The sequence below is a fragment of the Hydrogenophaga sp. genome (genome assembly GCF_036675665.1).
Lineage (GTDB): Bacteria > Pseudomonadota > Gammaproteobacteria > Burkholderiales > Burkholderiaceae_C > Hydrogenophaga.
Window position 1 is genome coordinate 167854 of the sequence record NZ_JAKFEO010000010.1, and the last position, 26509, is coordinate 194362.

At 61.3% G+C, this 26509-nt stretch carries 23 protein-coding genes; 1 reads left to right on the forward strand and 22 read right to left on the reverse strand.

What is annotated here, in order from left to right:
- Nucleotides 1-3 precede the first annotated feature (3 nt).
- The 18 genes from V6M63_RS06930 to V6M63_RS07015 form a co-directional block, all read right to left on the reverse strand.
- Entirely contained in the window at nt 4-1194 is a 1191-nt protein-coding gene (locus V6M63_RS06930; RefSeq protein ID WP_332740808.1) for a DegT/DnrJ/EryC1/StrS family aminotransferase, read from the reverse strand.
- Nucleotides 1195-1221: 27 nt separating this feature from the next.
- Nucleotides 1222-2385: a carboxylate--amine ligase gene (locus V6M63_RS06935; RefSeq protein WP_332740810.1), complete on the reverse strand. Its 1164-nt coding sequence runs from the start codon at nt 2383-2385 to the stop codon at nt 1222-1224.
- Nucleotides 2385-3470, reverse strand: a complete 1086-nt coding sequence (locus tag V6M63_RS06940) for a glycosyltransferase family protein (protein WP_332740812.1) — start codon at nt 3468-3470, stop codon at nt 2385-2387. Before V6M63_RS06940 ends, V6M63_RS06935 begins: the two co-directional genes overlap by 1 nt.
- A 92-nt stretch (nt 3471-3562) precedes the next feature.
- Nucleotides 3563-4537, reverse strand: a complete 975-nt coding sequence (locus V6M63_RS06945) for a glycosyltransferase (RefSeq protein ID WP_332740814.1) — start codon at nt 4535-4537, stop codon at nt 3563-3565.
- A 202-nt stretch (nt 4538-4739) separates the two neighbouring features.
- On the reverse strand, nt 4740-5708 hold the full coding sequence (locus tag V6M63_RS06950; protein WP_332740816.1) for a glycosyltransferase: 969 nt from the start codon (nt 5706-5708) through the stop codon (nt 4740-4742).
- Between the two features lie 52 nt (nt 5709-5760).
- Entirely contained in the window at nt 5761-6867 is a 1107-nt protein-coding gene (locus tag V6M63_RS06955) for a DegT/DnrJ/EryC1/StrS family aminotransferase (protein ID WP_332740818.1), read from the reverse strand.
- A complete protein-coding gene (locus tag V6M63_RS06960; protein WP_332740820.1) occupies nt 6864-7274 on the reverse strand; it encodes a sugar 3,4-ketoisomerase in 411 nt (136 codons plus the stop codon). The genes V6M63_RS06955 and V6M63_RS06960 overlap by 4 nt, the downstream gene beginning before the upstream one ends.
- Nucleotides 7275-7300: 26 nt before the next feature.
- Nucleotides 7301-7783 (reverse strand): acyltransferase, encoded by a 483-nt coding sequence (locus tag V6M63_RS06965; RefSeq protein ID WP_332740822.1) that lies wholly within the window; start codon nt 7781-7783, stop codon nt 7301-7303.
- A gap of 12 nt (nt 7784-7795) precedes the next feature.
- Entirely contained in the window at nt 7796-9292 is a 1497-nt protein-coding gene (locus tag V6M63_RS06970; protein WP_332740824.1) for a lipopolysaccharide biosynthesis protein, read from the reverse strand.
- The gene (locus V6M63_RS06975) at nt 9289-10386 is read right to left on the reverse strand and encodes a hypothetical protein (RefSeq protein ID WP_332740826.1); all 1098 of its coding nucleotides are present in this window, start codon (nt 10384-10386) and stop codon (nt 9289-9291) included. Before V6M63_RS06975 ends, V6M63_RS06970 begins: the two co-directional genes overlap by 4 nt.
- A gap of 23 nt (nt 10387-10409) precedes the next feature.
- On the reverse strand, nt 10410-12614 hold the full coding sequence (locus tag V6M63_RS06980; RefSeq protein ID WP_332740828.1) for a polysaccharide deacetylase family protein: 2205 nt from the start codon (nt 12612-12614) through the stop codon (nt 10410-10412).
- Complete coding sequence (locus V6M63_RS06985; protein ID WP_332740830.1) at nt 12607-13935, reverse strand: putative O-glycosylation ligase, exosortase A system-associated; 1329 nt, start codon at nt 13933-13935, stop codon at nt 12607-12609. Before V6M63_RS06985 ends, V6M63_RS06980 begins: the two co-directional genes overlap by 8 nt.
- Nucleotides 13932-14081, reverse strand: a complete 150-nt coding sequence (locus tag V6M63_RS06990; RefSeq protein WP_332740832.1) for a hypothetical protein — start codon at nt 14079-14081, stop codon at nt 13932-13934. Before V6M63_RS06990 ends, V6M63_RS06985 begins: the two co-directional genes overlap by 4 nt.
- 52 nt (nt 14082-14133) lie before the next feature.
- A complete protein-coding gene (gene wecC, locus V6M63_RS06995; protein WP_332740834.1) occupies nt 14134-15354 on the reverse strand; it encodes a UDP-N-acetyl-D-mannosamine dehydrogenase in 1221 nt (406 codons plus the stop codon).
- Between the two features lies 1 nt (nt 15355).
- A complete protein-coding gene (locus V6M63_RS07000; protein ID WP_332740836.1) occupies nt 15356-16426 on the reverse strand; it encodes a hypothetical protein in 1071 nt (356 codons plus the stop codon).
- A 1-nt stretch (nt 16427) separates the two neighbouring features.
- On the reverse strand, nt 16428-17900 hold the full coding sequence (locus V6M63_RS07005; RefSeq protein ID WP_332740838.1) for an MBOAT family O-acyltransferase: 1473 nt from the start codon (nt 17898-17900) through the stop codon (nt 16428-16430).
- 21 nt (nt 17901-17921) lie between these two features.
- Nucleotides 17922-19064 (reverse strand): non-hydrolyzing UDP-N-acetylglucosamine 2-epimerase, encoded by a 1143-nt coding sequence (gene wecB / locus V6M63_RS07010; protein ID WP_332740840.1) that lies wholly within the window; start codon nt 19062-19064, stop codon nt 17922-17924.
- Nucleotides 19061-20272 carry a TIGR04063 family PEP-CTERM/XrtA system glycosyltransferase gene (locus V6M63_RS07015; RefSeq protein ID WP_332740842.1) on the reverse strand — a complete coding sequence of 404 codons (1212 nt, stop codon included), beginning with the start codon at nt 20270-20272 and terminating at the stop codon, nt 19061-19063. The genes wecB and V6M63_RS07015 overlap by 4 nt, the downstream gene beginning before the upstream one ends.
- Before the next feature lie 83 nt (nt 20273-20355).
- Between V6M63_RS07015 and V6M63_RS07020 the strand changes: the two genes are divergently transcribed.
- Nucleotides 20356-21714, forward strand: coding sequence for a phenylacetate--CoA ligase family protein (locus V6M63_RS07020; RefSeq protein WP_332740844.1), 1359 nt, complete (start codon nt 20356-20358; stop codon nt 21712-21714).
- Between the two features lie 37 nt (nt 21715-21751).
- On the opposite strand, the gene xrtA is transcribed toward V6M63_RS07020, so the two are convergent.
- From xrtA to V6M63_RS07040, 4 genes are read right to left on the reverse strand one after another with little or no spacing between them, the layout of a single operon-like run.
- Nucleotides 21752-23335: an exosortase A gene (xrtA, locus tag V6M63_RS07025; protein ID WP_332740846.1), complete on the reverse strand. Its 1584-nt coding sequence runs from the start codon at nt 23333-23335 to the stop codon at nt 21752-21754.
- Nucleotides 23328-24572: a TIGR03087 family PEP-CTERM/XrtA system glycosyltransferase gene (locus V6M63_RS07030; protein WP_332740848.1), complete on the reverse strand. Its 1245-nt coding sequence runs from the start codon at nt 24570-24572 to the stop codon at nt 23328-23330. The genes xrtA and V6M63_RS07030 overlap by 8 nt, the downstream gene beginning before the upstream one ends.
- Nucleotides 24573-24582: 10 nt before the next feature.
- The gene (locus V6M63_RS07035) at nt 24583-25635 is read right to left on the reverse strand and encodes a FemAB family XrtA/PEP-CTERM system-associated protein (RefSeq protein ID WP_332740850.1); all 1053 of its coding nucleotides are present in this window, start codon (nt 25633-25635) and stop codon (nt 24583-24585) included.
- The gene (locus V6M63_RS07040) at nt 25628-26506 is read right to left on the reverse strand and encodes an XrtA system polysaccharide deacetylase (RefSeq protein ID WP_332740852.1); all 879 of its coding nucleotides are present in this window, start codon (nt 26504-26506) and stop codon (nt 25628-25630) included. Before V6M63_RS07040 ends, V6M63_RS07035 begins: the two co-directional genes overlap by 8 nt.
- Nucleotides 26507-26509 lie beyond the last annotated feature (3 nt).

The following is a 26509-nucleotide window of genomic DNA, read 5'->3' on the forward strand; positions in this document are numbered from 1 at the left end:
GGCTCAACGGCTTGCGACGCGCTCCACTGAGGCATTCAGTTCTTCACAGATCGAAGTCACATCCGCCTGACTCATGCCCGGCCTGCAAGGCACCCCCAACAACCGCCTTGCCATGGCCTGTGCTTTTGGCGCCTCGGAACCCGGTGAAACATGAGCCGCATAACCCGTGCGCGTCTGAAGGCCGCGGCTCCTGGCTTCGCGCCGAACGCCTTCGAAGTCCGAGCCTTCGGGCAGAAGCAACATCACCCGCGCGAGAAATCGTCCCGGCGCGAACTGCGGAAACCGCAGACGGGGGTAAGCCCGCAAGGCCTGGTGATAGGCCTGCGCGATGCGCACCTTGTCTTGCAACAGGGAATCGAGTCGACCCAGTTGGGCCAACGCAATGCCCGCCTCAAGGTGGCTGATCTGCGTGGCCCGCTGGTCGGCCACTGGCGTCCGTCCCAGCACGGCCAGCGCACGGCCCAGGTAGTAGCCGGAGTGGCCGGTGTAAACATGGCCGACATGGTTCCAGAGAAAGTCGGCCAGCGGCCCGAGCCGGCCACTGGCCGGTGGCAAGGCGGCGCAAGCCCGGTTGGCCTGCTCTGCCCATGTCGGCCGGTTGACCAGCAACACGCCGCCAGACCCTCGAATGCCGGTCACGATGGTCTTGGACTGCGCAAAGCTGATCAGGCCCGCGTCACCAAAAGTGCCCAGCAGGCGACCGTCTTGTCGCACGCCCACCACCTGGGCGGCGTCGTCGATCAGGAACACATCTGCCGCATTGCACAAGGACTCGATGTCATGAATGCGGGCCGGGCAGCCATACATGTGCGGCGCGATCACCGCCAGCGTGTCGGCACCCAGCGCAGCCTGTACATCGGCGGGACTCACGTTCAGATCGTCCTGCACGTCCACGCTGCGCACGCGCAGGCCGCAAGCTTCCACGGTCTGGATCACGCTCGGGCAGATATAGGCCGGCACGATCACTTCCACGCGCTCAGGACGCAGTCGTTTGAAAATGCCCAGCGCGATCTCGATGGCGTGATGCCCGTAGTTGGTGAGGTGCACGGTGGACGGTGCATACATCTGCGCCAGCCGCTCCCTCAGCAACACAGGGTAAGGCCCCTGGTGCACACGGCCGCTCAGCAGACAGCGCGCGATGGCCGCGTATTCGCGACCCGACCAGTCGGCAAAGGCAATGGGCTGGCGCTTCAAGGGCTGGGCCTGGCGTGAAACGACGGCTCAGCGCTTGAGACGCTGCACGAGCCGGGAACCCACATGGTCCAGCCAGGGCATGGGGTCGTTCCAGCGGCGGTATGCGTCATACACGGCATGCGAACGCGATGCCGTGTCTGGCGGGTCACCACTCTCCTCCTGGGACCACCGGTCGATCTGCGAATCGCGCCAGACGCGGGGCGGATGGACGAGATTCACCGCTGGCGCTGGCAAACCCAGCTCATGGCAGTACGCGGCCAACGGCAGGTTGCATCCGTTGAGGGTGGCCACCTCTTCCTGAAAATCGGTGCGGGCCACGGTGGGCTCCACCATGCAGAAACGCCCATCGCGCGCATCGCGCTTGTATTCCATGCTGCCGATGCCGGTGAACCCGACCTGCCTGAAGAATGCCGCCGTGGTGTCGCTGAGTTCCTGCGCATGTTCCCAGGCGGCTGTGCAACTGGCGGTGCCCCCAATGCGGGGCGGCCAAGAGCGGATCTTTCGACCTGGAAACGAGCTCACGACCTGCCCGTCCCCGCCGATGTATTGAAGACAGAAATAGATGTCGCCATCCCCGCCTTCGATCCACTCCTGCACCACCATGTCGGCCAGCACCGGCTCAATCTCGCGGTAGAGCGCATCCACCTCCTCGGCCGACGCCACCTTGTAGGCCTTCTTGAAGCGCGCGCCGTATTCATAACTCTTCTCGCTGGGCTTCAACACGCAGGGGTAATTCAGCGTGCGCACCTTGGGGAGATCTTGAGAGCCTTGCAGTCTCACCGTGCGCGGCACCGGCGCGGCCAAGGCCTCTGCCAGCTCCTGAAAACCCTGCTTGTGCATGAGCTCCATCAAGCGCCGGTGTTCGGGCAGGCGGATCAACAACGAGGCCGGCAGGCTGGTGCGGCATTCCGAGACCGTGTTGACCGTCTTTTCCTCGGTCAGAAACAGCACCACCTGGGGACCCAATTGGGCTGCCACACGCTGAAGCTCGGCCATGAATGCCGACCCATCAAGCGAACTGACAACGTGCGCGGCGGCGAAGCGCGAACGCATGGCTGGTGAGCGAGGGTCTGTATCAAGCACATGCACCGGCACACCGGCCTGCCCGAGGCTGCGCACCACCCCCAGCGCATTGAGACCACCGCCCACCACGATGGCTGGCGCGTTGTACCGACTGTTTGAATCCGCCATCACGCCCTCGCCTGTTCCGGTGACAAGGCATCTCGTGCCGGGCCATCCACCAAACCGTTCAACACCGCGATCAGCTTCTCGGCCTGTCGGTCCATCGAGTAGCGCTCCAACGCCGTCTGCCGAGCCCGCTGCCCCACACGCTTGCGCAAGGCAGGGTCTCGCAGGGCCGACAGGTGCTGCAGCCATTCACCCGTGCTGCGCGCCAGGAATCCGTTCACACCCTGCTCGATGACTGGCTCATAGGACGGGATGGGCGTGGCCACCACCGGCAGCCCCATGGCCATCTTGAGCGTGAGCCGGTTTTCAGACTTGACCTTCCACTCCCCCGTGGGGTCGCGCACAGGATCCACCTCGATCGGAATGATGCCGATGTCGGCACGCTGCATCGCGTCGTACACCGACTCGGCACCCCAGGCTTCGCAGGCAATGCGGCGATTGGCCAGGAAACGCAGAAAACGCCAACGCTCGGCCATGCCCTGCTTGGCGGCCATTGCCCATTGGTATTCACGCCAACGACGCAACCGCAAACCAGCTGGCGAGTAGCGGCCAACGATGGTCACCTTGAGCCAGCTCGGCGGGTTGCCCAGCAAAGGCAGGCGGTCCAGCGACGCCGATGTGACGAGCACGGCGTTCAGCGGCTCAGCACTGGAGCCTGTGTGGTTGCCCCAGTCGGTCTTGTGAAATTGCGGCCGCTCCACCCCGTCGTGCACCACCGACACCTTGGCGTGCTGTTCCTTGGGGTAGAGGCTCTTCAAGTAGTCCGTCACCACGATGGTGGCGTCGGTGGCATCGCACATCACCGGGTTCACGAAGTCGCAGATGGCAAACACCGTCTTGATGCCAGCCTCCCGGAGTTCACGGGCCAGTTCCAGAACGCTGTCTCCAAACACCTTTTGCAGCACCACCACCTGGAAGTTGCCTGCCTTGATCTTGTCGATCAGCCCCGACACATCGGGCGTCTTGGTGCTGGTGTCGGGTTCAAAAACGATGTGGGGATCGAACCCGGCTGCCCGCAAATAAGGCAGCATGTTGAGCACGACGATGCGGGTGCTGGGAATGGCGTTTTGCGTGTTTGAGAGCAACACGAAGCCAACTCGAATCGAGGATTTCAGCATTGCGTCCGGATACGTGAGATCAAAAAATCGACGAGTTGGTGATCCGCCAACCGCCGTGATCTTCAATTATCCCTGACGAGCCCGAGTGCAGTGGCGACGCGTTTGGCTCGCTGCCTGCGCACGCCCAGAGCCGACAGCGTCGCCAATGCAAAGAAGCGCGGTCGCTTGGTCCTCAGGGCAGCTGTCCACAAGCAACGCGTCGCCCTTGGATCCCCGTGAAAGTACAGCCAATAGGCGAACTCCGACTGGTGATCGCTCCAGATCTTGCGCTGACGGGCGTTCAGCAGCCCGCTGGGAATCCACTTTTCTCGCAAAAGGAACTGTCCGTAGACAAATCGCGCGCTCGGCGCCACCCACAAGGTTCGGGTCAACGAGGTGGAGACGATTCGATAGTCGGAGTAGATGCCTTCGACATATGCGAACTGGTACTCATTGGCCAGTCTCAGCCACATGTCGTAGTCTTCAATCGTCAGTCGGGTGTCATACCCGCCCACCTTCGACACCGCGTCGCGACGCATCGTCGAAGACACCGGGTGTACAAAGTTTCTGTTGATCAACTCTTCAAAAACCCGGCCGGAAGGCAGTTTGAAACCAGGGCGCTGGCCCTCCAGAAACGTTTCGGGAAGCGCGTTACCGTGCTCATCGATCTGCGCGGTATCCGAGTAGACCAGCGCGACATCGGGAGGCAGTGCAGCGAAGGCCTTCAAGTGACTTTCGATCCGATCAGGACGCCACCGGTCATCGGCCGCGATCACGCAAAGGAACTCCCCTCGACCCAACGCAATGGCCTCGTTCTGGGTCTGACAAACGCCGGCATTCACCTTGTGTGCAACGAACGTGCACTGTGTTCCTGTGCGAGCGATCCAGTCGGTGATGATCGCCACCGAATCGTCGGACGAACAGTCGTCCATGATGACCAGATCAAAGTCCTGGAAGGTTTGTGCCCGGATGCTTTCAAGACATTCCACAACAAAGCGGGCGTGGTTGAAGCAAAGGGCAATGACGCTGACCAGCGGGGTGGATTGAGCAGAATTCATGTGTGGATTGCAGTTGAAGGCATCCAACCTCAACCCACGAGCGCAGCCAAACTGCTGCCAAGCCGGTCATCGCTTGAACCCCTTGGGGTATTCAAGCATGGTGACATCAGCCTGTGAAATTCCGCCCGACTTGATTCGTGAAGATCCTCACAAAACGCGTTGAGACCTGCTCAAGCCTGCCCCACGCGCAACGGAAAACAGCTCAAGAACCGCGACCGGTAAGGCGTTTGGCCAAGTCGCGAGAGATTCCAAGAGCCTGCGTCAAGGCGAGTACAGCGGCATAAGGGCTGCGACCGTACCAAGCGGCCCTGAACAAACAGGCGGCAGCGCGTGGGTCATTAACCACGTACAAGCCATATGCGGCATCCCAAAGTCTCGTGAGCCACGCTGTGCGCTGACTCGTGCTCAAACGTTCTCCGGGCAACCATTTCATGCAAATGAGGCAGACCGTGTACATGTAATGTGGCGAGGGTTTCACAAAGGTCGTTCTCACCAGCGAGGTGGACACGATGCGGTAACGCGCCACAACCGCCGGGTGGTAAACGAACTCGTACTTTGCAGCCAGACGCAGCCACATGTCGTAGTCCTCATAGACCAGGCGCTCGTCATACATACCCACATCCACCAGCGCCTGGCGGCGGATCAGGGTGGACATCGCGGGAATGAAGTTGCGGGTAGCAAGCTCAGCAAACACCATGCCCGAAGGACACGTGCACTCTGGAGTGTGGGACTCGATGAAATTTTTCTCCAGCCGCGTGCCGTCCTCATCCATGCGGGAGGCATCTGAATAGACCACCGCGACTTGAGGGCCAGCTTGCCTCGCTGCTGTCAGCTGCTGCTCAATCTTGTCGGGCTCCCACGCGTCATCCGTGGCCACCATGCTGATGAACTCGCCTCGCGCCTGTACCAGCGCCTCGTTGAGCGTCTTGCACAGGCCCACATTCATACTGTGTCGAATGAACAGCGCATCCGGCCGATGGCGTGCCAACCAATTTTCAATCAACTGGGCGGAATCGTCCTTGGAGCAATCGTCTGTGACGATGAGCTGAAAGTCCTGAAAGGTCTGTGCAGCGATGCAGTCCAGGCACTCCGTCAGGAAGCGCTCATGGTTGAAACACAGCGCAATGACGGTCACGGCTGGCGAAGGCGTTGCAAGGCGCTCGGTCAGCATCGGTTTTCCTGGATCGCTTGCAAAGGCATGTGAAGGGGCAACGCGTTGGATGTCAAAGAGTAGCTGCGGCGTCACGACACGCCGCTATCACCGCGTCGACCTGCTCAACCGCCATCTGAGGCCAGATCGGCAAACTCAGCACCTCTTCATGAATGGCTTCTGCGATCGGCAGGCTGCCGGCACCGAGATTCAACTCTGCGTAGGCAGGTTGTCGGTGAGGCGCCACAGGGTAGTGAATCACGGTGCCGATGCCTCGCTGTGCCAGCGCCGCCGCCAGCGCATCCCGGCGAGCAGAGCGCACCACCACCAGATGCCAGACGGGTTCTGCCCAATCCGGTACGTGGGGCACCCCAAGACCACAACCCTCCAAAGCCACACGGTATTGATCGGCGATACGGCGCCGCTGTACGTTCCAGCCGTCCAGAAGACGCAGCTTCTCGCGCAGGAAGGCCGCCTGCAACTCATCGAGCCGGCTGTTGAAGCCTTTGAGTTCGTTGTGGTACTTGCGCTCCGATCCGTAGTTGCGCAGTACCCGCAAACGCGCTGCAAGTGCGTCGTCGTTGGTGGTGATCGCACCTCCGTCGCCCAGGGCGCCAAGGTTCTTCCCCGGGTAGAAACTGAAGCCTGCGGCATCCCCCAGACCGCCCACCCGCCGCCCCTTGTATCGGGCTCCGTGCGCTTGGGCAGCGTCCTCCAGCACCTTCAGTCCGTGCTTCGAGGCCAGCGCGCTGATGGCATCCATGTCGGCGGGCTGTCCATACAGGTGCACCGGCATGATGGCGCGCGTGCGCGACGTGATCGCGGCCTCGATGCGGGACGCATCCAGATTGAACGTCAGCGGATCAGGCTCCACGGGCACGGGCGTTGCGCCCGCATAAGACACTGCCAGCCAGGTGGCGATGTAGGTGTTGGACGGGACAATGACCTCGTCCCCTGCACCGATGTCCATGCCCTTGAGGACAAGAAACAATGCATCAAGGCCATTGGCCACGCCGATGGCATGCCGAGTGCCACAGTAGCCAGCAAACTCTGACTCGAACAGCTCCACCTCCTTGCCCAGAATGAAGCTGCTGGAGCCAAGGACACGCTTGTAGGCCGCATCCAGCTCGGGGCGCATGCTGTCGTGCATGGCCGACAGATCCAAAAAGGGAATATTCATGCTTGCCACCGTGCTCTCATGAAATCGCTGTATTCGCGGTAGTAGTCATCTTCGGTGTACTTGTTGGAGGCCAGCACCATCAACACGGAACCCGAAGAGAAGTTGTCGATGGTGCGCCAGATCATCGGACACACATACAGACCCTGGTAAGAGCGATTCAGATGGACTCTGCGCTTGTCCTTGCCGTCGTCGAGCACCACATCGAAGCTGCCTGACATAGCGATGATCAATTGATGCAAACCTTTGTGAGCATGACCACCCCGCTCGGAGCCGCCTGGCACGTCGTAGAGGTAGTAGACCCGCTGGATTTCAAAAGGAATGTGCACCCCTCCTTCGATCGCGGTCAGGTTCCCGCGAGGGTCCTTGTGAATGGGAAGGTCCATCACCTTGCAAAGGTCAATCGACATAGCGTGCTTTCAAAAAAGAGGGACGGTCATGTGGGTTCCTGATCGTCGACATGCCCAGTGACGCGGGCCGGATTTCCCATGACGATGGCGCCATCCGGCACATCGCGCGTCACCACTGCCCCGGCACCCACCATGGCGCGAGCACCGATGGTAAGACCTGGGAGGATGGTGGCGTTCGCACCGATGGATGCACCGGACTTGACAAGCGTCTGCCGAAGTTCAAACGCATGCTGCTTGCTGCGCGGGAAACCGTCGTTGGTGAACGTGGCGTTGGGCCCGATGAAAACACCGTCCTCCACACGAAGCCCGTCCCACAACTGCACGCCGCATTTGATAGTGACGTCGTTACCCACCACCACGTCGTTTTCAATGAACACACCATCGCAGATGTTGCAACCGGAGCCGATGCGCGCGCCTGGCAGGATGTGTGCGAAAGCCCAGACACGTGTGCCTTCACCAATGGTCTCGCTCTCGACCAGCGCGTGTGAATGTTTGAAGAACTTGGACATTTCAGATGGCAATCAATGTGCGTGACGATTGGCGAGGACCTTGCTGCTCAGGAACTTCAACAGCACTTTTTCAGCGCTCGCGGGGCGCCCAGCCAGCCACCACAAAGCGAAGACAAACAGAGCATAAGAAACAGCGCCCAGCACCACCAAGCCCAATAGCCGCGCGACCAGAAAAACATTCCAGTTGAATGCAGTCAACATATAGTGGGCGCTCAAGATGGTTGCGGCCATGAAGCAAGACGCCACCAGTGGACGCCACATCACGGCGAACATATTGCGCTTGGCCGCACCCGTCACCGCAGTAAAGACCCACACGATCCCGCAAAAGCCCACCACAGCCGAAACAAACTGCGCGTAGGCCGCACCCAATGCGCCGTACTGCAGGCTGAAATACACAAGTGCTGGCAGGGTCAGGAGCAGCAAAAATGCACCCAGGAGCGTATTGGCCTTGGGCTTGCCCATCGCAGACATCACCACGTACATGTTGCCCTGCAGCGCGCCCACCAGACCGCACAGGCCCAGGATCTGCATGATGGGCACTGCTTCGGTCCACTGTGGGCCCAACAGAAGGGCCACCACCAGATCGGACAGGCAGAACAGCCCCACGGCCACCGGAAACGCCATCAGGCTGATGAGACCATAGACCTCCATGAACCGAGCCAGCAGTTTGTCCCTGGCTCGTGCCAGCTGTGCATAGGCAGGGTACACGGCTCGGTTGAGCGGCGCAATGAGTTCGGTCGAAGGCATGGCGGAGATTTCCGCCGCGAGGTTGTAAACCCCCAGTCCATGACTGCCCACCGTGCGACCGAGTATGAAGTCGGTGGAGCGCTGACCCATGAACTGGATCAGGTTGGAAAAGAACAGCCACTTGGAGAAGTTGAATAGGTCGCCCCGCGCGGCCAGAGAAAACCGCGGGCGGTAGGGATGCAGCGCATAGCTGATCAGCACGTTCATGACCTTGCCCACGATCGTGGCGAAGATCAGCGCCCAGAAACTGCGCAATGTGAATGCCAACACGAGCACCACCACAAACACCACACAGCGCTTGGCAAGCAGGTAGGTGAATTCCATGCGGAAGTTCAGCTCCTTGCGAAAGGCCACCGTGCCAATGTTCTCAAACCCACCAACCAAGGCACCGATGGCCAGCGCGGGCAGCATCAGCTCCAGACGGGGTTCGCGATAAAAGTTCGCAGCGGGTATGGCCATCACAACCAGGAAAACCGCAATGCCTGCGCCAAAAATCACATTGAAAGTCCACGCGGTGTCGAAGTGGCTGCGCTCCGTGTCCTGCCGCTGAATGAGCGCTGAATCGAAGCCGAAGGCACCCATCAGCTCCAGCAGCGAAACCACGGCCATGGCCATGGCCACCAGTCCGAAGTCCGATGGCGTGAGCAGGCGCACCAACACCAGCGTGCTGATCAGCCCGATGCTTTTGTCCAGCAACTTGAAGCCCATGAGCCATGCGGCTCCCTTGGCAATCTGCTTGCCGGTGGCGTGGGGGGTTGTCATGCGGAGAGTTCAGACTGAGCTGGCCAACGAAAACCCATCAGGGTGTAGTGGCTCTTCTCGCAGTTCACCGGCGTGCACAGCAACTGCCCCGCAGGGCTGGTGCCCTGGGGCAGCATGATGGAGCCGTAGCGGCTCACGCCGTAGCGTGGCTTGGGCGCATAGGGCAGGCCAAGGCATTGGCGCCATTGGCGGTCGTGCCCCCGAAACCACAGGGCAGCCTCTTCACGGGTGTCTTGAAGCCGTCCGGGCTCGAACGTTGTCTGGATCATGGCAGTGCCATCGGTGAATTCATGGGCGGCGTACGCAGGGTTGCCGATGGTGGCAAGGACGCTGCGTTTGGCTTCTGCAAAGTCATAGCGGTAGATCAGGTTGATGGCGTCGGCTGGGGCGTCCTTGCCGGCATCCATGCCCCATTCCATGCCGGTTTCATCAAACAGCAGGGCGATGGCGCGCCAACTTTGGTCGCCGCCAGCAAAGCGGTGTACCGAGGCAAATTCGTCGTCTGTGTAATAGAAGGACGACTCATGATCCTGATCGCCGGTGCAGATCCACAGGCGGTTGCGGAAGCGGTCGTAGTGAATGGCGTGTATGTGCTTGATTTCGCTGCGCGCGAACGACCAGCAGGCCTGCACTTTGCGGGCCCGGGCGTCCACCCGGCAGACCCGGATGTCGCGCTCGTGCCCATTGAGGTACTCACCAAAGTAGACGCACTGGCTTGTGGGGTGCACTGCAATGCCGCCGCGCAAGGGGGCGGCCATCGGCGGCTCGGCGTCGGGTGAGAGCACCTCAGCACACGAGCCGTGAAGCTCGGGTGAGAACCAGTAGATGCGGTCGTAGATGACCAGGACATCTCGGCAGGGCAACTCCACCAGTGCCTGGATGCCGGGGCCAGGCCGCAGCGTGCGCTTGAGCCAGCTGCGAGCCATCCAGTCCTTGATCCTGCCTGGCACGCTGTTGGACCTGGGTGGAATGCGAAAAACCTTGCGCAGCGCCCTGGTCTGGTAGTCAAACCAGTAAGCCCAATGGTCATGCGTGCACCAGCAACCGTTGGCGTCCGACCAGTGCGCCAACATCTCTGGGTGCACGGGTGTCAAGCGGGTGGTGCTGGCATCGTGATTCACGGTGCAACGCGCGCGACGCGATCAAACAACCGACCCAGGCTGCCGGTCTGCGAGCTTCGTGAATAGGCCTGCACCAAATGCCGGTTGAGCGCCAAGGCGTTCTCGTTTTCCTGACTGGCATTGGTGTGCAAGGAGAGCAGCAGCGATTCGCGAACGGAGTCTTTGGAATGGATGTCCGCAATGTGCACGCCATGGAATCTGCGCAACTGGCCAGCGGTTCCACCCTCGGGGTCGACCACGGCCAAAATCGGTCGCTCAGACCGCAGGTATTCGTAGATCTTGGCCGGTATCTGGGTATTGAAGTTGCTGCCCTGAAAAACGAGGAGCAGATCGGAACCCATCATTTCTTCGATCGCGCGGTGATAAGGAATGGGTGGCCCCACCTCAACGCAGTCGGTCAGGCGGTGGAGTTCGGCACAGGCCATCACTTCTTCACCGTGGTGCGGCGCACGAAAGCGGATACACAGGCGTTCTGGGTCGATCTGCCCTTCGTCGATCAGCATCCGCACCGCGGCAAAAAAGGTGGAAGGGTCCCTGTCCTTGGGATAGATAAGACCGCTGTGCAACAACAGGAGCGTTCCGTCAGCAACACCCTCACGCGAAGGCACCACCTGCTCAAAGGCCTCTTCGTCGTACCCGTTTTCAATCACCTGGCATTTGGCGGCATGGTCGGGATAACGCCGCTGGTATTCCTGCGCTGCGCTCGCGGTGGTGAACACGCAAGCCGATGCATGGCGCAAGACACTGGCCTCCAGCCACTGCCAGAGGCGGCGCTGTGTTTTGTCCGAGGGGTACTCGCGGTTCACCATAGGGTCGCGAAAATCGGCCACCCAGGGTATGCCACTGAGGCGCGACAAGGTTCCGCCGATGAGATGCGCGGTGGAGATGGGGTAGGTGCTCCAGATCAACCGCGGGCGCACTCGCCTGATCTCCCGCATGCCCGTCCACACCGCTGGAAGCCACCATGTCGACCAACGGTCGGGCAGTGCAAACAGCCTGGGATACTTGCCCTTGATGGACAGGTGTCGCGCGGCGTCCAGCGCCGTGGCGCGCACCACGGTGGTCTGCGCTGGTATGGAGGGCACGAGATCGTTTCGCTGTTCCTCGAACGCCCGAGGGGTGGCCGCAAGAACCGACGTGGCCCAACCCTGCTGCGGCAGGTACTTGACGAAATTGAGGGTCCTCAGAATGCCGCTGCTGCCCGCTTGAGGCGGGAAATGAAAGGCCACCATGAGCGCCCGCTTTTCGTTGGCGACGCTCTCGGCCAGCATGGGCGAGCGCTGCATCATGTTGCGCATGAACTGAAGTTTCATGCGCCCAGCGGTGGGTCCCCAGGGTGTGAAGCGGGGGATCTGGAGCAAGGACGTGTCTGCAGACGCCACGCCACGCAGGGTGGTGAGCGCATAGCGGTAGCCCGCCTTGCGCACCATTTCGATATGTTCCGGACCAAAGTCTTTGCCTGGTGCGCCATTGGGATAGGCAAACGCCGTGACCTTGCCGCGAATCATGGCCTCGATCTGCTCGCGCGCACCGGCAATTTCTTCATAGGCCTGGTTGGGCGTGCAGCGGCTGAGGATGGGATGGGTGACCGAATGTCCCCCGATGCCGAAGCCTCTGGAGTGCAGTTCTCGCAGGTCGGCCACGTCCATCACGGGCACGCGTGCGCGCTCGAATCCCGTGTGTTCTTCCAGTGCCGTCAGGAGCCGCTCCTTTTCCGCGGGCTCCTGGTATTTCAGAAAATCGTCGAGCCGGCGGATGGTGTTCTGCCGCTCGATCGGCTCGTCAAACTTCGAAGGCAGCAGATCCACGCCCGGCCATTCCAGTGCAGGTGTGCCTGCAGGCGCATGCGCCACGGCGTGCAGGATCCGTTCGTTCCACATGGGCAGGCCGGCGTATTGCCCTGAGGTGACGAAGAACGTGGCATGAATTCCCAGACGCTCAAGCACAGGCACTACACCGCCTCGCCAATCCGGATAGCCATCATCGAACGTGATGCAGGCCGCGTTGGGGGGAAGGTTGCCGGCACGCAGCGAGACCAGGGCGTCATCCAGCGGCAGGATGCGAAACCTGCGCATGGTTGTTTGCAGAACGGATATGAAATCGGCGAGGTCGAGTTCTGCGGGGCACAGCGGGTGGTGCGTCTGCGGAATCTTGTGGAAGACGAGCGTGGTGAGTTTTCCGCTGGAGAACAGCTTAAACATGGACCACATCCCCCTGCGGCACCGCGGCCAGCGCCTTCTTCTTGGCACTCTCAAGAACCAGGATCCGATGGATGGCCGGCAACATCATGATGAACAGGTAGACCAACTCGAAATAGGCCAGGCTCACACCCGCTCCACCTGCCATGAACGCCACGAGCGATAGGTTGATGGCAGTGGCCAGATCGGTCGCCCAGGTTGAGTCGGCTTTGGCTTTGGCGGCCACGGCCTGGATTCTCCAGCGGTTGACAAACGCAGAGACGAGCAAAGCCAGGAACAGGATCAGTCCGATGTAGCCCAGATCGCCGAGTACCTGAAAATAGTTGCTGTGTGCCGCCTTGGCCGGCATCAGCGGAATGTCGTAATCGATGAAGTTCGGGGTGTTCTTGTACTGGTTCCAGATCCATTGCTGCTCCACCGCATGAAACCCGCCCCCGAAAAGCAGGTTGTCGTTGGCGATGTTCACACTGACTTTCCACGCCGCCACCCGGCCGAGGAAAGATTGATCCTCCGCCGCATTCTTGATGCTCTCTATTCGCTCAAACCAGCGCTCGGGGGCAAACTGAACCACCCCCACGGCAACGATGGCGACGAAGACCAGCGCCAGCATCTTTCTGGGGCTGGTGATCCAGTACCAGATGCCCAGGATGGCCAATGCCAGAAAGCCCCCGCGGGAGTTGGATCCCAGCACGGTCATGACGCACAGTGCAAAGGCAATGAGTGCAATCCATTTGGCAATGCGGTGCGCACTGTACTTCGCCAGATACAGGATCAGGGGCAGCAGCATCACCATGCCCAGGGCATACAGGTTGTTGTCCGACAGCGAAGAAGTGGGAATGCCGAAGATGTTGTGACCGCCCGCCGATGCGATCATTTTCAGACCATCCACAACGCCGTGAAATCCCAGTCCGATCACAAGCACGATCAACATCACGTGAATGCGCCATCGCGACGTGAGGAAAAAGGGTGCCATGAACGCCAGCACGATGCCCTTCAGAAAGATGTCCAGCCGGAACCAGACCGCCGGATTGGGCTGTATCGAAAAGATGGCGGACAGCAGCGCATGAACCACAAAAAGGATCAACACCACGGAAGTGGCATCGGGGATGAACCGCCCACGATCCTGGTCTTTGCGCATCCACAGCATCAGCACGGCAATGCCTGCAAACACGAACACGAAGCGAAAGCCCTGCATGAAACCGTATAGGTACAGGTGCGGTGACAGCACGGTGGCGTAGACCCAGATCAGAAAAGCCACGAAGCCGCTCATGAAGGCCATGGGAATCATGGCCAACAGCACACCGAGCATCAACAAATCTCTCATTTGCTGGCTTCTTCTTTCGACTCTTTGAACGCAAAGAAACCAAGATCGGAAGCGGTCACTTGTGGCTTCCTGCTCACACGCACCACGATCCAGCAGCAGTAGGTCACCACCAACAAGTCAAGTGCAAACAGAATCGACTCGATCATGACGCTTCCTTTGACGGTGGCAACTCACTCGCTAAACGGGGCGGAAAGACCATCACCGCAACACACCTTTGGTGTCGATCACGACCTTGTCCTTGATCACCTGAGGATCGATGGCGGTGAATTCGGAATGGTCCACCAGCAGCAGCAGGATGTCGGCCTCCTTGAGCACATCCTTCAGGTCGTACAGGGGAAACGAGACCTTGTCCTTGGCCACATTCGGATCGCAGGCCATGACCTTGCCGATGCCCGACTTGAGCAGGTGATCGACGATGTCCATGGACGGCGACTCGCGCATGTCGTCGATGTTGGCCTTGAAGGTGAGGCCCAGCGCACCAATGACAGGATCCTTGAAACGCTGTGCCTTGGCACGCACTTTTTCAATCACCCAATGCGGCTTGGAGTCGTTGACCTCCCGCGCCGTGCGGATCAGACGCGCCTCTTCAGGTGCGCTGGACACGATGAACCACGGGTCCACCGCGATGCAGTGCCCGCCCACGCCCGGACCTGGCTGCAGGATGTTGACGCGGGGGTGGCGGTTGGCCAGGGCGATGGTTTCCCACACGTTGATACCCAGGCGGTCGCAGATGATGGAGAGTTCGTTGGCAAACGCGATGTTCACGTCGCGGAACGAGTTTTCGACGAGCTTGGACAGCTCGGCCGTGCGGCTGTCCGTTTCCAGGATCGCGCCGTTGCAGAAGGTTTTGTAAAGCGTCCTCGCCTTGGCAATGGCGGCCTTGGTGGTGCCACCGATGATGCGGTCGTTGTCCACCAACTCACGCAGGATGTGGCCCGGCAGCACACGCTCAGGGCAATGCGCCGTGTGCACCTTGCCCGCCAGCTCGGGCCGCTCGGTGGCAATGATCTTTTCGATCACCTCGGTGGTGCCCACCGGCGAAGTGGACTCAAGAATCACCAGGTTGTCTTCGCGCAGGTAGGGCACGATGGCCCGCGTAGCCGCTTCCACATAGCTCAGGTCGGGCGCCTTGGGGTTGCCGCCCTCTTCCTTGAACGGCGTGGGCACGGCCAGGATGAAGGTGTCGCCTTCTTCGGGCGTAAGCGAGGCGCGCAGGTTGCCGCTGTTGACGGCCGAGCGCACGAGGATGTCCAGGTCGGGCTCGACGATGTGGATGCGGCCCGAGTTGATGGTGTCCACCGCCTTGGCGTTGACGTCCACACCCAGCACCTGGTGCCCTTTGGTGGCCAACATGGAGGCGGTGGGCAGGCCAATGTAGCCCAGGCCCATGACGACGATCTTTTGCAGTTCTCTTGCCATTTCAGTTCTCTTTCGCGTTGTTTGAATTCTGTTTCAGGGCGGTCGCCGCGGCTTCCATGAGCAGCGCCACGCCGATGCTGTTGAAGTGTTGGTCGTACGGCCCGACGTCCAGGCGCAAGCGCGACTGGCGCTGATGCTCACGGTAAATGGGCTCTCCCTGCACGACACTATGGCCGCGCGTGCGCAAGCGTTGGGCCAGATGGTAGCTCTCGTCAGGCTGGCGCACACCGGATTCGAGGTTGCGGCGGTTCATGTCGATGACAAACACCACGCGAACGCCCTCCAAGGTATCGAATTTCTCAAAAAATGCGTCCACCGCCGCATCAACAATCCTCTTTTGCTCAAGCGCAAGGGGCGCTGGGGCTGTCTGAACAGGCGCCGGGCTGGGCTTCCCCGACTCGGGGGCCGTACCCGCCCGCCAGAAGTCGGGCGAGCTCATCCGCGACGCGTTGAACTTGAGCTGGCTGTTGAGATATTGGGCCAGGGCCGATTCACGAAGCACATTTTTGAGTCGACTGGACGCTGGTCGCCTGCTGACGGTTGGCTCCAGTGTGTCGGGCGACAGGCAGCGGGCGTGCACATTGGCCGAATTGCACAAGGCCTGACTGGCGTCCGCATGCTCCATCAACACCACGAATGTGTTGAGCCCCAGTGTCCGATGCGCCCATTCGATGCGCTCGACGTAGTCCAGCAGCGAAGAACCGGGCCCACCCATGGCATAGACCCGCCGCCCGCCCAACGCTCGCTCCAGCTGGGCCGCGGGCCGATCCGCCAACGGCAGCATGGAGGCTTCGACATAGCTGTCGCCGATCAACCCCACGGCGTCGCTGCCCGCCACGAAGTCATGCTCGGCAGCGAAACCCATGTTGTTGCTGCGCAGGTGCTGCACATTGCGCAGATCCCACCCCGTGGCCATGGTCCATTCGTGACTGGGTGGGTAGTTGAGGATGTTGGGCGTGAGGTGATAGTCGGTGTTCGTGGCGGTGGACACGGGCAGCACGCGCAGGATCAACTCGGCCACAAGGATCGAGGCCAAGGCACCGAACAGCAGAAACAGTGCGCGCTGGATCACGTCAGAAGTTGAAGTAAATGAAAGCCCCAGCCACGCCACGGCTGTTGTTCAGGAGGATCAACAAGGCAATGAGGGCAACGCTGGCTCCCGCAACAAATGCCACCCGTGCCTCACGACCCTGCACCAGGGCGCGCAGGCTGAGGCCCAGATCATTGCTGTTCCTCGGCCAGAGTGCCACACCGGTCAAGAAGGCGCACATCCACCAACCGGTCGAGGCATGCAGCCCGGCGTTCCAGAGCACGATGCCGGCGTCGATGCGCACCAGACTGAGCATGGCAGCATAGATGGCAGTGGCGCCCTCCAGCGACGGTGACCGGAACAGCACCCAGGCAAACACCACGCACAACATGGTGAGCGCCCACGACAACACCTTCAAGGTCAGGGAGCCGGCAACCGACGGCCGAGCGCGAGGGAGGTCGCTGGTGCCGCGCAGCCTGGACCACACCTGCTGGATCACGAGATAGAGGCCGTGCAGCGTGCCCCACAGCACAAAAGACCAGCTCGCACCGTGCCAGAGCCCGCCCAGGATCATCGTGGTCAGCAGGTTGGCGTACCGGCGCAGGTCTCCGCGTCGGTTGCCGCCCAGGGCGATGTAGAGATAGTCGCGCAGGAAAGCAGAGAGGGACATGTGCCAGCGCCGCCAGAACTCGCTGATGTTGGTGGCCAGGTACGGCGAATTGAAGTTGAACGGCAGGCGGATGTTGAGCATCCAGGACAGGCCCACGGCCATGTCGGAGTAGCCGGAAAAATCGAAGTACAGCTGCAATGTATAGGCCAGTGCACCCAGCCAGGCTTCTTCCATGGTGGGGGCGCTGCCCTCCTCTGCTCCATCGAACACGGCGTCGGCGTATGGACTCACGCCATCGGCCAGAACCACTTTCTTGAACAAGCCGAGTGCAAAGATGCACAGCCCGATGCCGAGGTTGGTGAAGTTGAAGCGGTAGGTTTCGGTCCGTGCGAACTGCGGCATCATCTGCGCGTGGTGGAGCACAGGTCCGGCCACAAGGTGCGGAAAGTACGTCACGAACAGGCCGTAGTGCACAAAGCTCGGCTCACGCACGCCCTTGGCGTACGAATCCACCAGAAAGGCGATCTGGGTGAAGGTGAAGAACGAGATACCGATGGGCAGCACGATCTGACCCAGGCTCCACTCGGTGCCCGCCAGCGCATTGATGTTCGACAGCAGAAAACCCGCGTACTTGAAGTAGGCCAGCAGCAGCAGATTGGTGGTCACACCGGCGGTGAGCCAAGCTTTTGATCGCTGAGCGCCGATGCGCTGCCCCACCACATAGTTGAATGTGATCGAGACCAACAGCAACAGCGTGAACTCGGGCATCCACGCTGCATAAAACACCAACGAGCCGAGGAAAAGCCACAGTGCCGCGCCGCGCTCCGACCATTTCCCGATGACGAAGAAGCCCGCCAGCACGATGGGCAGGTACACCCAGGCGAAAAGAGCGGACGTGAACAGCATGGGCCAGGAACGGGGGACCGGTCAGAGATTCAGGGGTGGAAAGGCGCAAACCGTCTGCACGATCCGCTGCACTGCCTTGCCATCACCATAGGGGTTGTGCGCGCGTGACATGGCAGCGTAGGCATCGGCATCCACCAACAAGCGGCGCGCCTCGGCCACGATCTTCTCGCGCGATGTGCCGACGAGTTTTACGGTACCGGCTTCCACCGCTTCGGGCCGCTCGGTCGTATCACGCATCACCAACACGGGCTTGCCCAGTGATGGCGCTTCTTCCTGAATGCCGCCCGAGTCGGTGACGATGATGTACGAGCGGTCCATGAGGTACAGGAATGGCAGGTAGTCCACCGGCTCGATGAGGTGGACGTTGGCCAATCCGCGCGCGGCCAGAATGTCTTTCACCGGTTGGCGCACGTTGGGGTTCAGATGCACCGGGTAGAGGATCTCCACGTCGCCGTGCTCGGCCGCTATGTCGGCCAGGGCCTCGCAGATGTGCTGGAAGCCCTCGCCGAAGTTCTCGCGCCGGTGTCCGGTCACCAGGATGAGGCGGCGCTGCGGGTTCAGATAATCGAAGCGTTGCGCCAGCTCGGCTTTCAGCGCATTGTCATTGCGCAGTTTGTCGACCACGGCCAACAAGGCGTCGATCACGGTGTTGCCGGTGACGTGGATGGCGTCCGCGGAGATGCCTTCACGCAGCAGGTTGTCACGCGAGGCCGCGGTGGGCGCAAAGTGGACGTCGGCAATGGACCCGGTGAGCTTGCGGTTCATCTCCTCCGGAAAGGGCGAGTGCTTGTTGCCGGTGCGCAGACCGGCTTCAACATGCCCCACCGGCACGCGGGCGTAGTAAGCGGCGAGGCTGGTGGCCAGCGTGGTGGTGGTGTCGCCATGCACGAGCACGAGATCTGGCTTCTCCTGCTGCAACACGCCCTTGAGGCCGAGCAGGATGTTGCTGGTGATGTCGAAGAGATCCTGACCGGGCTTCATGATGTTCAGGTCGTACTCGGGCACGATGTCGAACAGCTTGAGGACCTGGTCGAGCATCTCGCGGTGCTGCGCCGTGACGCAGACCACCGTTTCAATCTCACCTGCCCGAGCCTGCAGACCTTTCACCAGCGGCGCCATCTTGATGGCTTCTGGGCGGGTGCCGAATACAACCATGACTTTCATTGGGTTCCCTTGGAGAGCAATGCCTTGTAAGGCGCTTCGTAGTTGGCGACGCTGTTGCGCCAGTTGCGCACGGATTCCACGAACTGGCGGCCATTGGCACGCAGCTCGGGCCACCGGGCGCGATTCTGGAGCATGTCCAGGATGGCATCGGCCAGTGCACCGACGTCGTCGGCCTTGAACAGCCAGCCGGTTTCACCGTGGCGGATGAGTTCCTTGTGGCCGCCCACATCGGAGGCCACAAACAGGTGCCCCTGGGCCATGGCTTCCAGCGGTTTGAGTGGCGTCACGAGTTCGGTCAGGCGCATGGAGTGGCGCGGGTACGCGAGCACATCGATCAGGTCGTAGTACCGATTGACCTCGGCATGCGGTACCCGGCCAGTGAATGCCACGTGATCGCCCAGGCCCAGCGCCTGAACCTGGGCCTTGAGGGCGGCGTCTTGCGGTCCGCCGCCCACCAGCAGCAGAAAGATGTCCGGCCGGGATTTCAACAGCAGGGGAAGTGCCGCCACCAGAAGGTCGAGCCCCTCGTAGGCATAGAACGAGCCGATGAATCCCACCACCGTGCGGCCCTGCAGACCCCAGCGCGCCTGCAGCGCAGGTTCCGGGGCCTGGGCCAACTGGAAACCTTGCACATCGACCGCGTTGGGAATCACCGTCACCTTGGCCGACGGCACGCCCCGGGCGACGATGTCGCTGCGCAGTCCTTCGCAAATGGTGAACACGTGTCCCGCCTGGCGAATGGCATGGCTCTCCAGCGCCCGTGTGGCTCGGTAGCGCAGGCTGCCCTCACGCGTGCTGCCGTGGTCGACCGCGGCGTCTTCCCAGAAGGCACGGATCTCGTACACCACGGGAATGCCGTTGCGCCGACCCACCTTGAGGGCGGGCAAGGCGTTGAGCACCGGCGAATGGGCATGAATGATGTCTGGGCGCACTTGGTCAACGACGGTCTGCAGCCGGCGCGCCAGCGCGCTCATCAGTTGGAGTTCACCCACCAGGGGCAGCTTGCTCGCACGCGGCTGAACCTGCGTACGGAAGAAATGCAGCCCATCGATGCTTTCCTCAAGCTGATCCGAGGCGCCATGCTTGGGGGACGTCACGTGGAAAGTTTCCCAGCCGCGCGCCCGTTGCTCACGCAACAAGGCTGCCGTGCGAAATGTGTATCCACTGTGCAGCGGAATGGAGTGGTCGAGGACGTGAAGAAGGCGCATGATCAAACCGCCGCGGCTCTGCCGCGCCATAAAAAAAACAGGCTCGGCTGCAAACCCCGCAACGACGGGTCTACCATTTGCACATGACTCTTCACACTCGCCTCATTTCCGACCTCATCTTTCCTTTGCAGGAGCGCTTGAAAAAACACTCCACGGTGCGTGTGAAGAAGGACATGGAAGAAAGCCAGTACTGGCCCAGCGACAAACTGGAAGAATTGCGGGTGACACGCCTGAAAAGCCTGCTCGTGCACGCCGGACAGCACGTGCCCTACTACCGCGACCTGTTCAGTCGGCTGGCCTTCGACCCGGGCACCATCAACAGCTGCAGCGATCTGCAGCGCTTGCCCTTCCTGACCAAGACCGAGATTCGCACTCATACCGAAGCCCTGAAATCGGAAGGCGCGAGCGATCTGGCGCGCTTCAACACGGGGGGGTCCAGCGGGGAGCCATTGGTATTCTTCATCGGCAAGGAGCGCGTGAGCCACGACGTGGCGGCCAAATGGCGTGCAACCCGCTGGTGGAATGTGGACATTGGTGACCCCGAAATCGTGTTGTGGGGCTCTCCGATTGAACTGACTTCGCAGGACCGGGCACGGTACTGGCGCGACGCGCTCATGCGAACGCAGTTGCTGCCAGCGTTCGAGATGTCGCCGGCAAAGGTGGCGGGGTTCATCGAGAAGATTCGCACCACGCGCCCGGCCATGTTGTTCGGGTACCCGTCTGCCTTCGCCCACATTGCGCGGCACGCAGAGGCACACAACATCCCGATGGGCGATCTGGGCATCAAGGTGGCCTTCGTGACGTCGGAACGCCTGTACGACCACCAGCGCGAGCTGATCCAGCGGGTGTTCAATTGCCCGGTGGCCAACGGATATGGTGGAAGGGATGCTGGCTTCATCGCACACGAATGTCCGTCAGGCGGAATGCATCTGACCCACGAAGACGTGATCGTGGAAATCGTGGATCCGCAGGGCAACGTGCTGCCCGAGGGTGAGAGTGGCGAGATCGTGGTTACTCACCTTGCCACGCGCCATTTCCCGTTCGTCCGGTACCGGACGGGGGACATTGGCGCGCTGGGCACGGAATCTTGCGCCTGTGGTCGCACGCTGCCCTTGCTGAAGGAACTGCAAGGGCGAAGCACCGATTTCCTGGTGGCGCGCAACGGCACCGTGATGCATGGCTTGTCCCTGATCTACATCGTGCGCGATCTGGCGGGTGTCAAACAATTCAAGATCGTGCAGGAAAGCCTGGATCTGACCCACATCCTGCTGGTCACCGACGAGCGCTTCGACCGCGCATTGCTGCCCATCATTGAAAGCGGTGCCAAGGCCCGCCTGGGCGCAGAAGTCGCCGTGAATGTCCGTCTGGTCGACGAAATTCCACCAGAGAAATCCGGCAAGTACCGATACGTGATCAGCCACGTGGCGGTGCCGGCGCTCTGATGGACGAGCAGTTGAAGAACGGGCGTGTTCCATGATCTCAAGGGGCTTCGCGTGTTTTCTTCAGCGTAGCCTCAAGACTGGCACCGTGAATTCGGACGAAATCCTGCAAGGCATTGTCTGCGGCCGCACGGGCTTCACCCTCGGGCAAGTTGGCCTCAAGCGGGGTGTAGAACACGACGATGGCGCCGTCATCGCCCTGCCCCGTCAAACGTGACAGGGCGCCCTGAAGTTTGGCCTGCACGTCGCTGGCGGTGAAGCGGTCGTTGACCCAATACAAGCGCCACGCCCGCAGGCGAACCGCATTGTCGGCCAGCACCGACGTTTTCTGTCGCAGTGTCGCCGCAGCCACCTTGAGGGGTTGACCTGCCAGCTCGGCGTCGGCGCTTCCGCTCGACACTTGAGCCCAACGATCGTCCCGGCTGGTCACGAGCATGTTCAACGAACTGACCAGCTTGCGTTCGTAGTCTTGCTGCCGGTAGTAACTCAGATGCAGGCCAACGGATTGGCCTTGCGGGCCACTGAAGCCACTGTGGGAGGTGGCGGCAGGAAACTGGAACGCAGGTATCCAGTCACTGGGAGGGCTGGAGGTGTTTAGCCAGGGCGATTGCGCGGCGGGGACACTCAGGACCACCGGGCTGGTGTTGGCGCCCAGCGCGAGCGCGCGTTCGAGCACGTGGGGAGAAGCCACGATCATCAGCGCTGCCACCGCGGCGATGACGGTGGATCTGCTTGGCTGGGAGGCGGCCAATCGGGCCATATCGGTCGCGGCCAAAGGTACGGCAGTGGGTTCGGGTGCATCGGCCCAACGGGCCCCAACAAACAGCATGGCCAGAATCACCACGCCAAAGAACACCCAACCGTAGATCAGGTGGTCCACACCCGTCGCGAGCTCATTGCCTGAGAGGTGCCCGAGCATCACGATCATGTAAGCACGCAGCCAGTTGGCCACCAGGGGCACCAGGATGGCCACGCCGACGAAGATCAGGCGTTTCGTCAGGCTCTGGTAACTCAGATAGGCAAACAGGCAGCCCACTGTGACGGAGGCGATCATGTAGCGGATGCCGCTGCAGGCCTCCACCACCGACCATGAGCCCGACGGAATGATGAACTGCAGGCCTTCGCGGTAGACAGGTATGCCGCTCAGACGCAGCGCCAGGACGGTGAAATCGGCAGTCCACTCCATGAACTGGGGCAGCATGAAGTCGCCAATGGGCACGGCAAAAAACAAGAAGCCCAGCGGAAAGGCCATGGCCCAGGCCAGTTGCCAACCCAGGACTGCCGGCACCGCCAACACCAGCAGCATCACCAGTGCCAGCTGGGTTGCGGCGTTCACAGCGACCAGATCACCGGCCAACCACAGGCCCGCCGCGCCCAGGAGCATCAGCCAGGCCAGCCAACTGGGGCGTGGCTGCAACACCGCCAGCGAATGGCGAATGCGCCAGATCAGCCACAAGGAGATGACAGGCACAACAAATCCGTGCGCGTAGGTGTCGGAGCGCGACCAGATGGAGACCATACCCAGGAGCGTATGCGAGTACAGCGCCAGGATCGCCAGCAGCAACAGCACCAGCGAAGCCAGAGGGAGGCGCCAATGGAGGGGAAAGCGTGTAACTTCAGACATGAATGGCGGCCTCCGCAGGGTTCGGGGCATCGGTGTCTGGCAAGCTGCCGAGGCATTGGTCGATGCCACTGAGATGGGCATGCCAACTGAAGCCTTGTTCCACGTAGGTCCGGGCGCGCACGCCCAGTTCGGCGGCATGACCGGGGGTGTCCAGCAAAGGCAGCAAGGCCTGCACGAACTCCTCGGGGGTCTCGGCGCGAAGCAGGCCCTGCTCTGCCGTTGCGCCAATGGCATCGGCGCAGCTGTTGACCGTGATCACGGCTTGCTCCATGGCCATGGCTTCGAGAATCTTGTTTTGAATGCCTCGCGCCACGCGCAAGGGCGCGACCACGGCCGCAGCGTGCTGCAGGTAGGGCCGCACGTCAGGCACCGTGCCGGTGACCACCACGTGTTCACCGGCCAGGGACTGCACCTGCGCCGACGGGCTGCGACCCACGATGTAAAACCGCGCGCGTGGCCAATGGACTCGCAGGCGCGGGAGCATGTCGGCCACGAACCAGCTCACGCCGTCGATGTTGGGCCAGTAGTCCATAGCGCCGGTGAATACCACCGCCTGCTCGCCCGCTGGAAATGGGCTGGGTCGCTGCGGATCGGGCGAGAAGAAGTCGGCATCCACGCCGTTGCTCAAGGACTGCACCTTGTCGCGGCATTCGGGGGAATGAGAGACGAACAACGCGGTTTCGTTCGGTGTGACGAAATAGGAACGACGGGACTGAGCCGCCACCACACGCTCATAGGACAGCAGTCTCTGGCCTTCACGTCGATAGAGCATCGACAGCGGCCAGCGGTGCGCCGGTGCGTATTGCGTCCATTTGGCCGAATCCACATCCACAAAGTCCACCAGCATGGGCACCTGTGGCAGCAAAGGCTGCGCGTACTGCGCCATGGCAGACGAAAACACGACGCTGGCCTGCAGCCTGTGTTGGCTGGCCACCTCCTGCACCCACCGCTGCATGCCTGTGCTGCGGTAGTACGCCAGCGTCAAGGCTTCACCCGTGAGCAGGCCGGTCAGGCTTTTCAGTTTGGCATTGCGAGGCACGATGCGCTCCACGTGCAGATCCGGGCACATGGCCTTCAGCGTCGACAGGTGTTGCTCGTCGTCCGGGTCGTCCATGAAGGTGCCGAGAAACACCCGATGGCGCTGCAGCAGATGGCGCAGCAGGTGGTACGAGCGCACCTTGTCGCCCTTGTTAGGCGGGTACGGCAGACGGTGAACGAGGTACAGCAGGTTGGCCATCTGTACTTGATCAACCGAGATTGCGGACGATATGAGGACCCAGCCAGTTGGCGAGGCCCAAAGGCATGCGGCGCCATGTGGCGATCAACAGCTTGTACTTGGCGTTGGCCGGATTGTTCTGAGGGATGCTTTCGCGCTTGTAGAGGCGGTATTCATAGTTCAGCGGCGTGGGCTCAAAGCCCCAGTTGCGCTTGAATGCATAGGGCCCGGTGCCCTCTTTGCTGCGGCCGTAGTCAAACGACTTGAGCCCGCGTGCGCACGCCATGCGCATGAGTTCCCAATACTTGAAGTCGTTCGCAGCCAGATCGCGCGCCGCCTCGTCGTCGCCAGCGTAGTACGGCAACACTTCGTCTCGAAAGTAAAAGCTCAGCACGCTGGAGAGCGGCCGACCTTCGGCCGAACACACGGTCAATACTTCGCAGTCACTGCCAAACGTCTGCATCAAGGTCTGAAAGTAACGCTTGGGAAAGGCGGGTGTGCCGTGGCGGTGCACGTTGTCGGCGTACAGGGCAAAGAAGCGATCGGCATTGGTGTCCAACTGGGACGTCAGGCCGTTCTTGATGCCCTTGCGCACCATGGCGCGTTGCTTGCGTGGAATGGCGAGCATGTTGTCTTCTTCCTTGGGCAGGATGGCCTTGCGGAAGGTGACGTAGAGCTCCTGCACCGGCCAGTCGGTGTGGCGGCGATCAACGTGGCGAAGCTCAAGATGATCGGTGTCCAGTTCGATCGCCAGGCGCTGTGCTTCGGATTCGAGTGCGGCCGCGACAGTCTCCGATTCGGTGGCCACGCCGCCGTACACAGCAAAGGGCAACCCGGTGAGCGCATTGCCAAAAAGCCGGCTTTTCACATGGGCGAGGGGCAGCACACCTTGGATCTCGCCATCTTGCTCGGCGAAGAGGAAATACGTGGGATGCCTGAACACATCACGAATGACGGTTTGCCATCCCGCGCGGTGGAAGAACGTGGCATTGGGGCATTGCGCAACAAAGGCCTCCCATTGGGCGACCTGGTCGTGATGGGTGCTGTCCAGGCGCTGAATCTGAAGGGTGCCGCGGTCAGACAACGGGCACCCCTGTCAAACGATCTGACGCCCGGTCTTTCAGGAAAATATCGTCCATGCGGCCCCAGCGGAAATCCTTGAGCAGGCGGGTCAGACGTTGCTCGGTACGACCGATGTTCACGTAGTGGCGAAAGCGCGTCTTCAGACCAATGCCGGGCACGCGGGGCTGATCGGGGTCGATCTCCCAGGGATGAAAGTAAAAGATCGCCGACTCGGCATCGCGCTGGTTGACCTGTTGCAGCATCCAGCGTGACAACGCATAGGGCAGCAAACGGAAATAGCCGCCGCCACTGGATGGCAGATTGCGGTTGAACAGGCGCAAGGTGGTGGGCGGCACCTCCATCAAGCCTTCTCGGATCTGGTGCGCAAAACGAGGGGCGTCGGGCATGCCGTAGTGGTCGTGCTTGACAGGATAAATGCTGGAGCTGTATCGGTGGCCGGCGCGCAGCAAGACGTCGAGCGCCCAGAGGTTGCCCGTGCCGATGGAGAAACTCGGCGCACGGTACCCCTGCACGCGTTGCCCGCCGATGTCCTCAAGCAGCGCCTTGGCGTGCGACACGTCCTGGAAGAACTCTGCTTCCGTCAGATCGGAGGCGCGTTGGTGGCCATACCCGTGACTGGCGAGCTCGTGGCCTTCGCTCACGATGCGGCGCACCATCTGCGGGTAACGCTCGGCGACCCAACCCAACGTGAAAAAAGTTGCCTTGGTCTGTTCGCCGTCCAGCAGTTTCAGGATGCGGTCGATGTTGTGCTCGACGCGGCATTCACGATTGTCCCAATCGGCGCGATCGATGTGGGGCGCAAACGCAGAGACCTGGAAGTAGTCTTCGACGTCGATCGTCAAGGCGTTGGTGATGGGCGAGCGGGCCAGCATGGT

Excerpts from the sequence above, each read along its gene's own strand:
- V6M63_RS06935 (WP_332740810.1), bottom strand. The coding sequence starts at position 2,385 with ATGGCGGATTCAAACAGTCGGTACAACGCGCCAGCCATCGTGGTGGGC.
- V6M63_RS06945 (WP_332740814.1), bottom strand. The coding sequence starts at position 4,537 with ATGAATTCTGCTCAATCCACCCCGCTGGTCAGCGTCATTGCCCTTTGC.
- V6M63_RS06950 (WP_332740816.1), bottom strand. The coding sequence starts at position 5,708 with ATGCTGACCGAGCGCCTTGCAACGCCTTCGCCAGCCGTGACCGTCATT.
- V6M63_RS06955 (WP_332740818.1), bottom strand. The coding sequence starts at position 6,867 with ATGAATATTCCCTTTTTGGATCTGTCGGCCATGCACGACAGCATGCGC.
- V6M63_RS06960 (WP_332740820.1), bottom strand. The coding sequence starts at position 7,274 with ATGTCGATTGACCTTTGCAAGGTGATGGACCTTCCCATTCACAAGGAC.
- V6M63_RS06965 (WP_332740822.1), bottom strand. The coding sequence starts at position 7,783 with ATGTCCAAGTTCTTCAAACATTCACACGCGCTGGTCGAGAGCGAGACC.
- V6M63_RS06970 (WP_332740824.1), bottom strand. The coding sequence starts at position 9,292 with ATGACAACCCCCCACGCCACCGGCAAGCAGATTGCCAAGGGAGCCGCA.
- V6M63_RS06980 (WP_332740828.1), bottom strand. The coding sequence starts at position 12,614 with ATGTTTAAGCTGTTCTCCAGCGGAAAACTCACCACGCTCGTCTTCCAC.
- V6M63_RS06985 (WP_332740830.1), bottom strand. The coding sequence starts at position 13,935 with ATGAGAGATTTGTTGATGCTCGGTGTGCTGTTGGCCATGATTCCCATG.
- V6M63_RS06990 (WP_332740832.1), bottom strand. The coding sequence starts at position 14,081 with ATGATCGAGTCGATTCTGTTTGCACTTGACTTGTTGGTGGTGACCTAC.
- wecC (WP_332740834.1), bottom strand. The coding sequence starts at position 15,354 with ATGGCAAGAGAACTGCAAAAGATCGTCGTCATGGGCCTGGGCTACATT.
- V6M63_RS07005 (WP_332740838.1), bottom strand. The coding sequence starts at position 17,900 with ATGCTGTTCACGTCCGCTCTTTTCGCCTGGGTGTACCTGCCCATCGTG.
- wecB (WP_332740840.1), bottom strand. The coding sequence starts at position 19,064 with ATGAAAGTCATGGTTGTATTCGGCACCCGCCCAGAAGCCATCAAGATG.
- V6M63_RS07015 (WP_332740842.1), bottom strand. The coding sequence starts at position 20,272 with ATGCGCCTTCTTCACGTCCTCGACCACTCCATTCCGCTGCACAGTGGA.
- V6M63_RS07020 (WP_332740844.1), top strand. The coding sequence starts at position 20,356 with ATGACTCTTCACACTCGCCTCATTTCCGACCTCATCTTTCCTTTGCAG.
- xrtA (WP_332740846.1), bottom strand. The coding sequence starts at position 23,335 with ATGTCTGAAGTTACACGCTTTCCCCTCCATTGGCGCCTCCCTCTGGCT.
- V6M63_RS07030 (WP_332740848.1), bottom strand. The coding sequence starts at position 24,572 with ATGGCCAACCTGCTGTACCTCGTTCACCGTCTGCCGTACCCGCCTAAC.
- V6M63_RS07040 (WP_332740852.1), bottom strand. The coding sequence starts at position 26,506 with ATGCTGGCCCGCTCGCCCATCACCAACGCCTTGACGATCGACGTCGAA.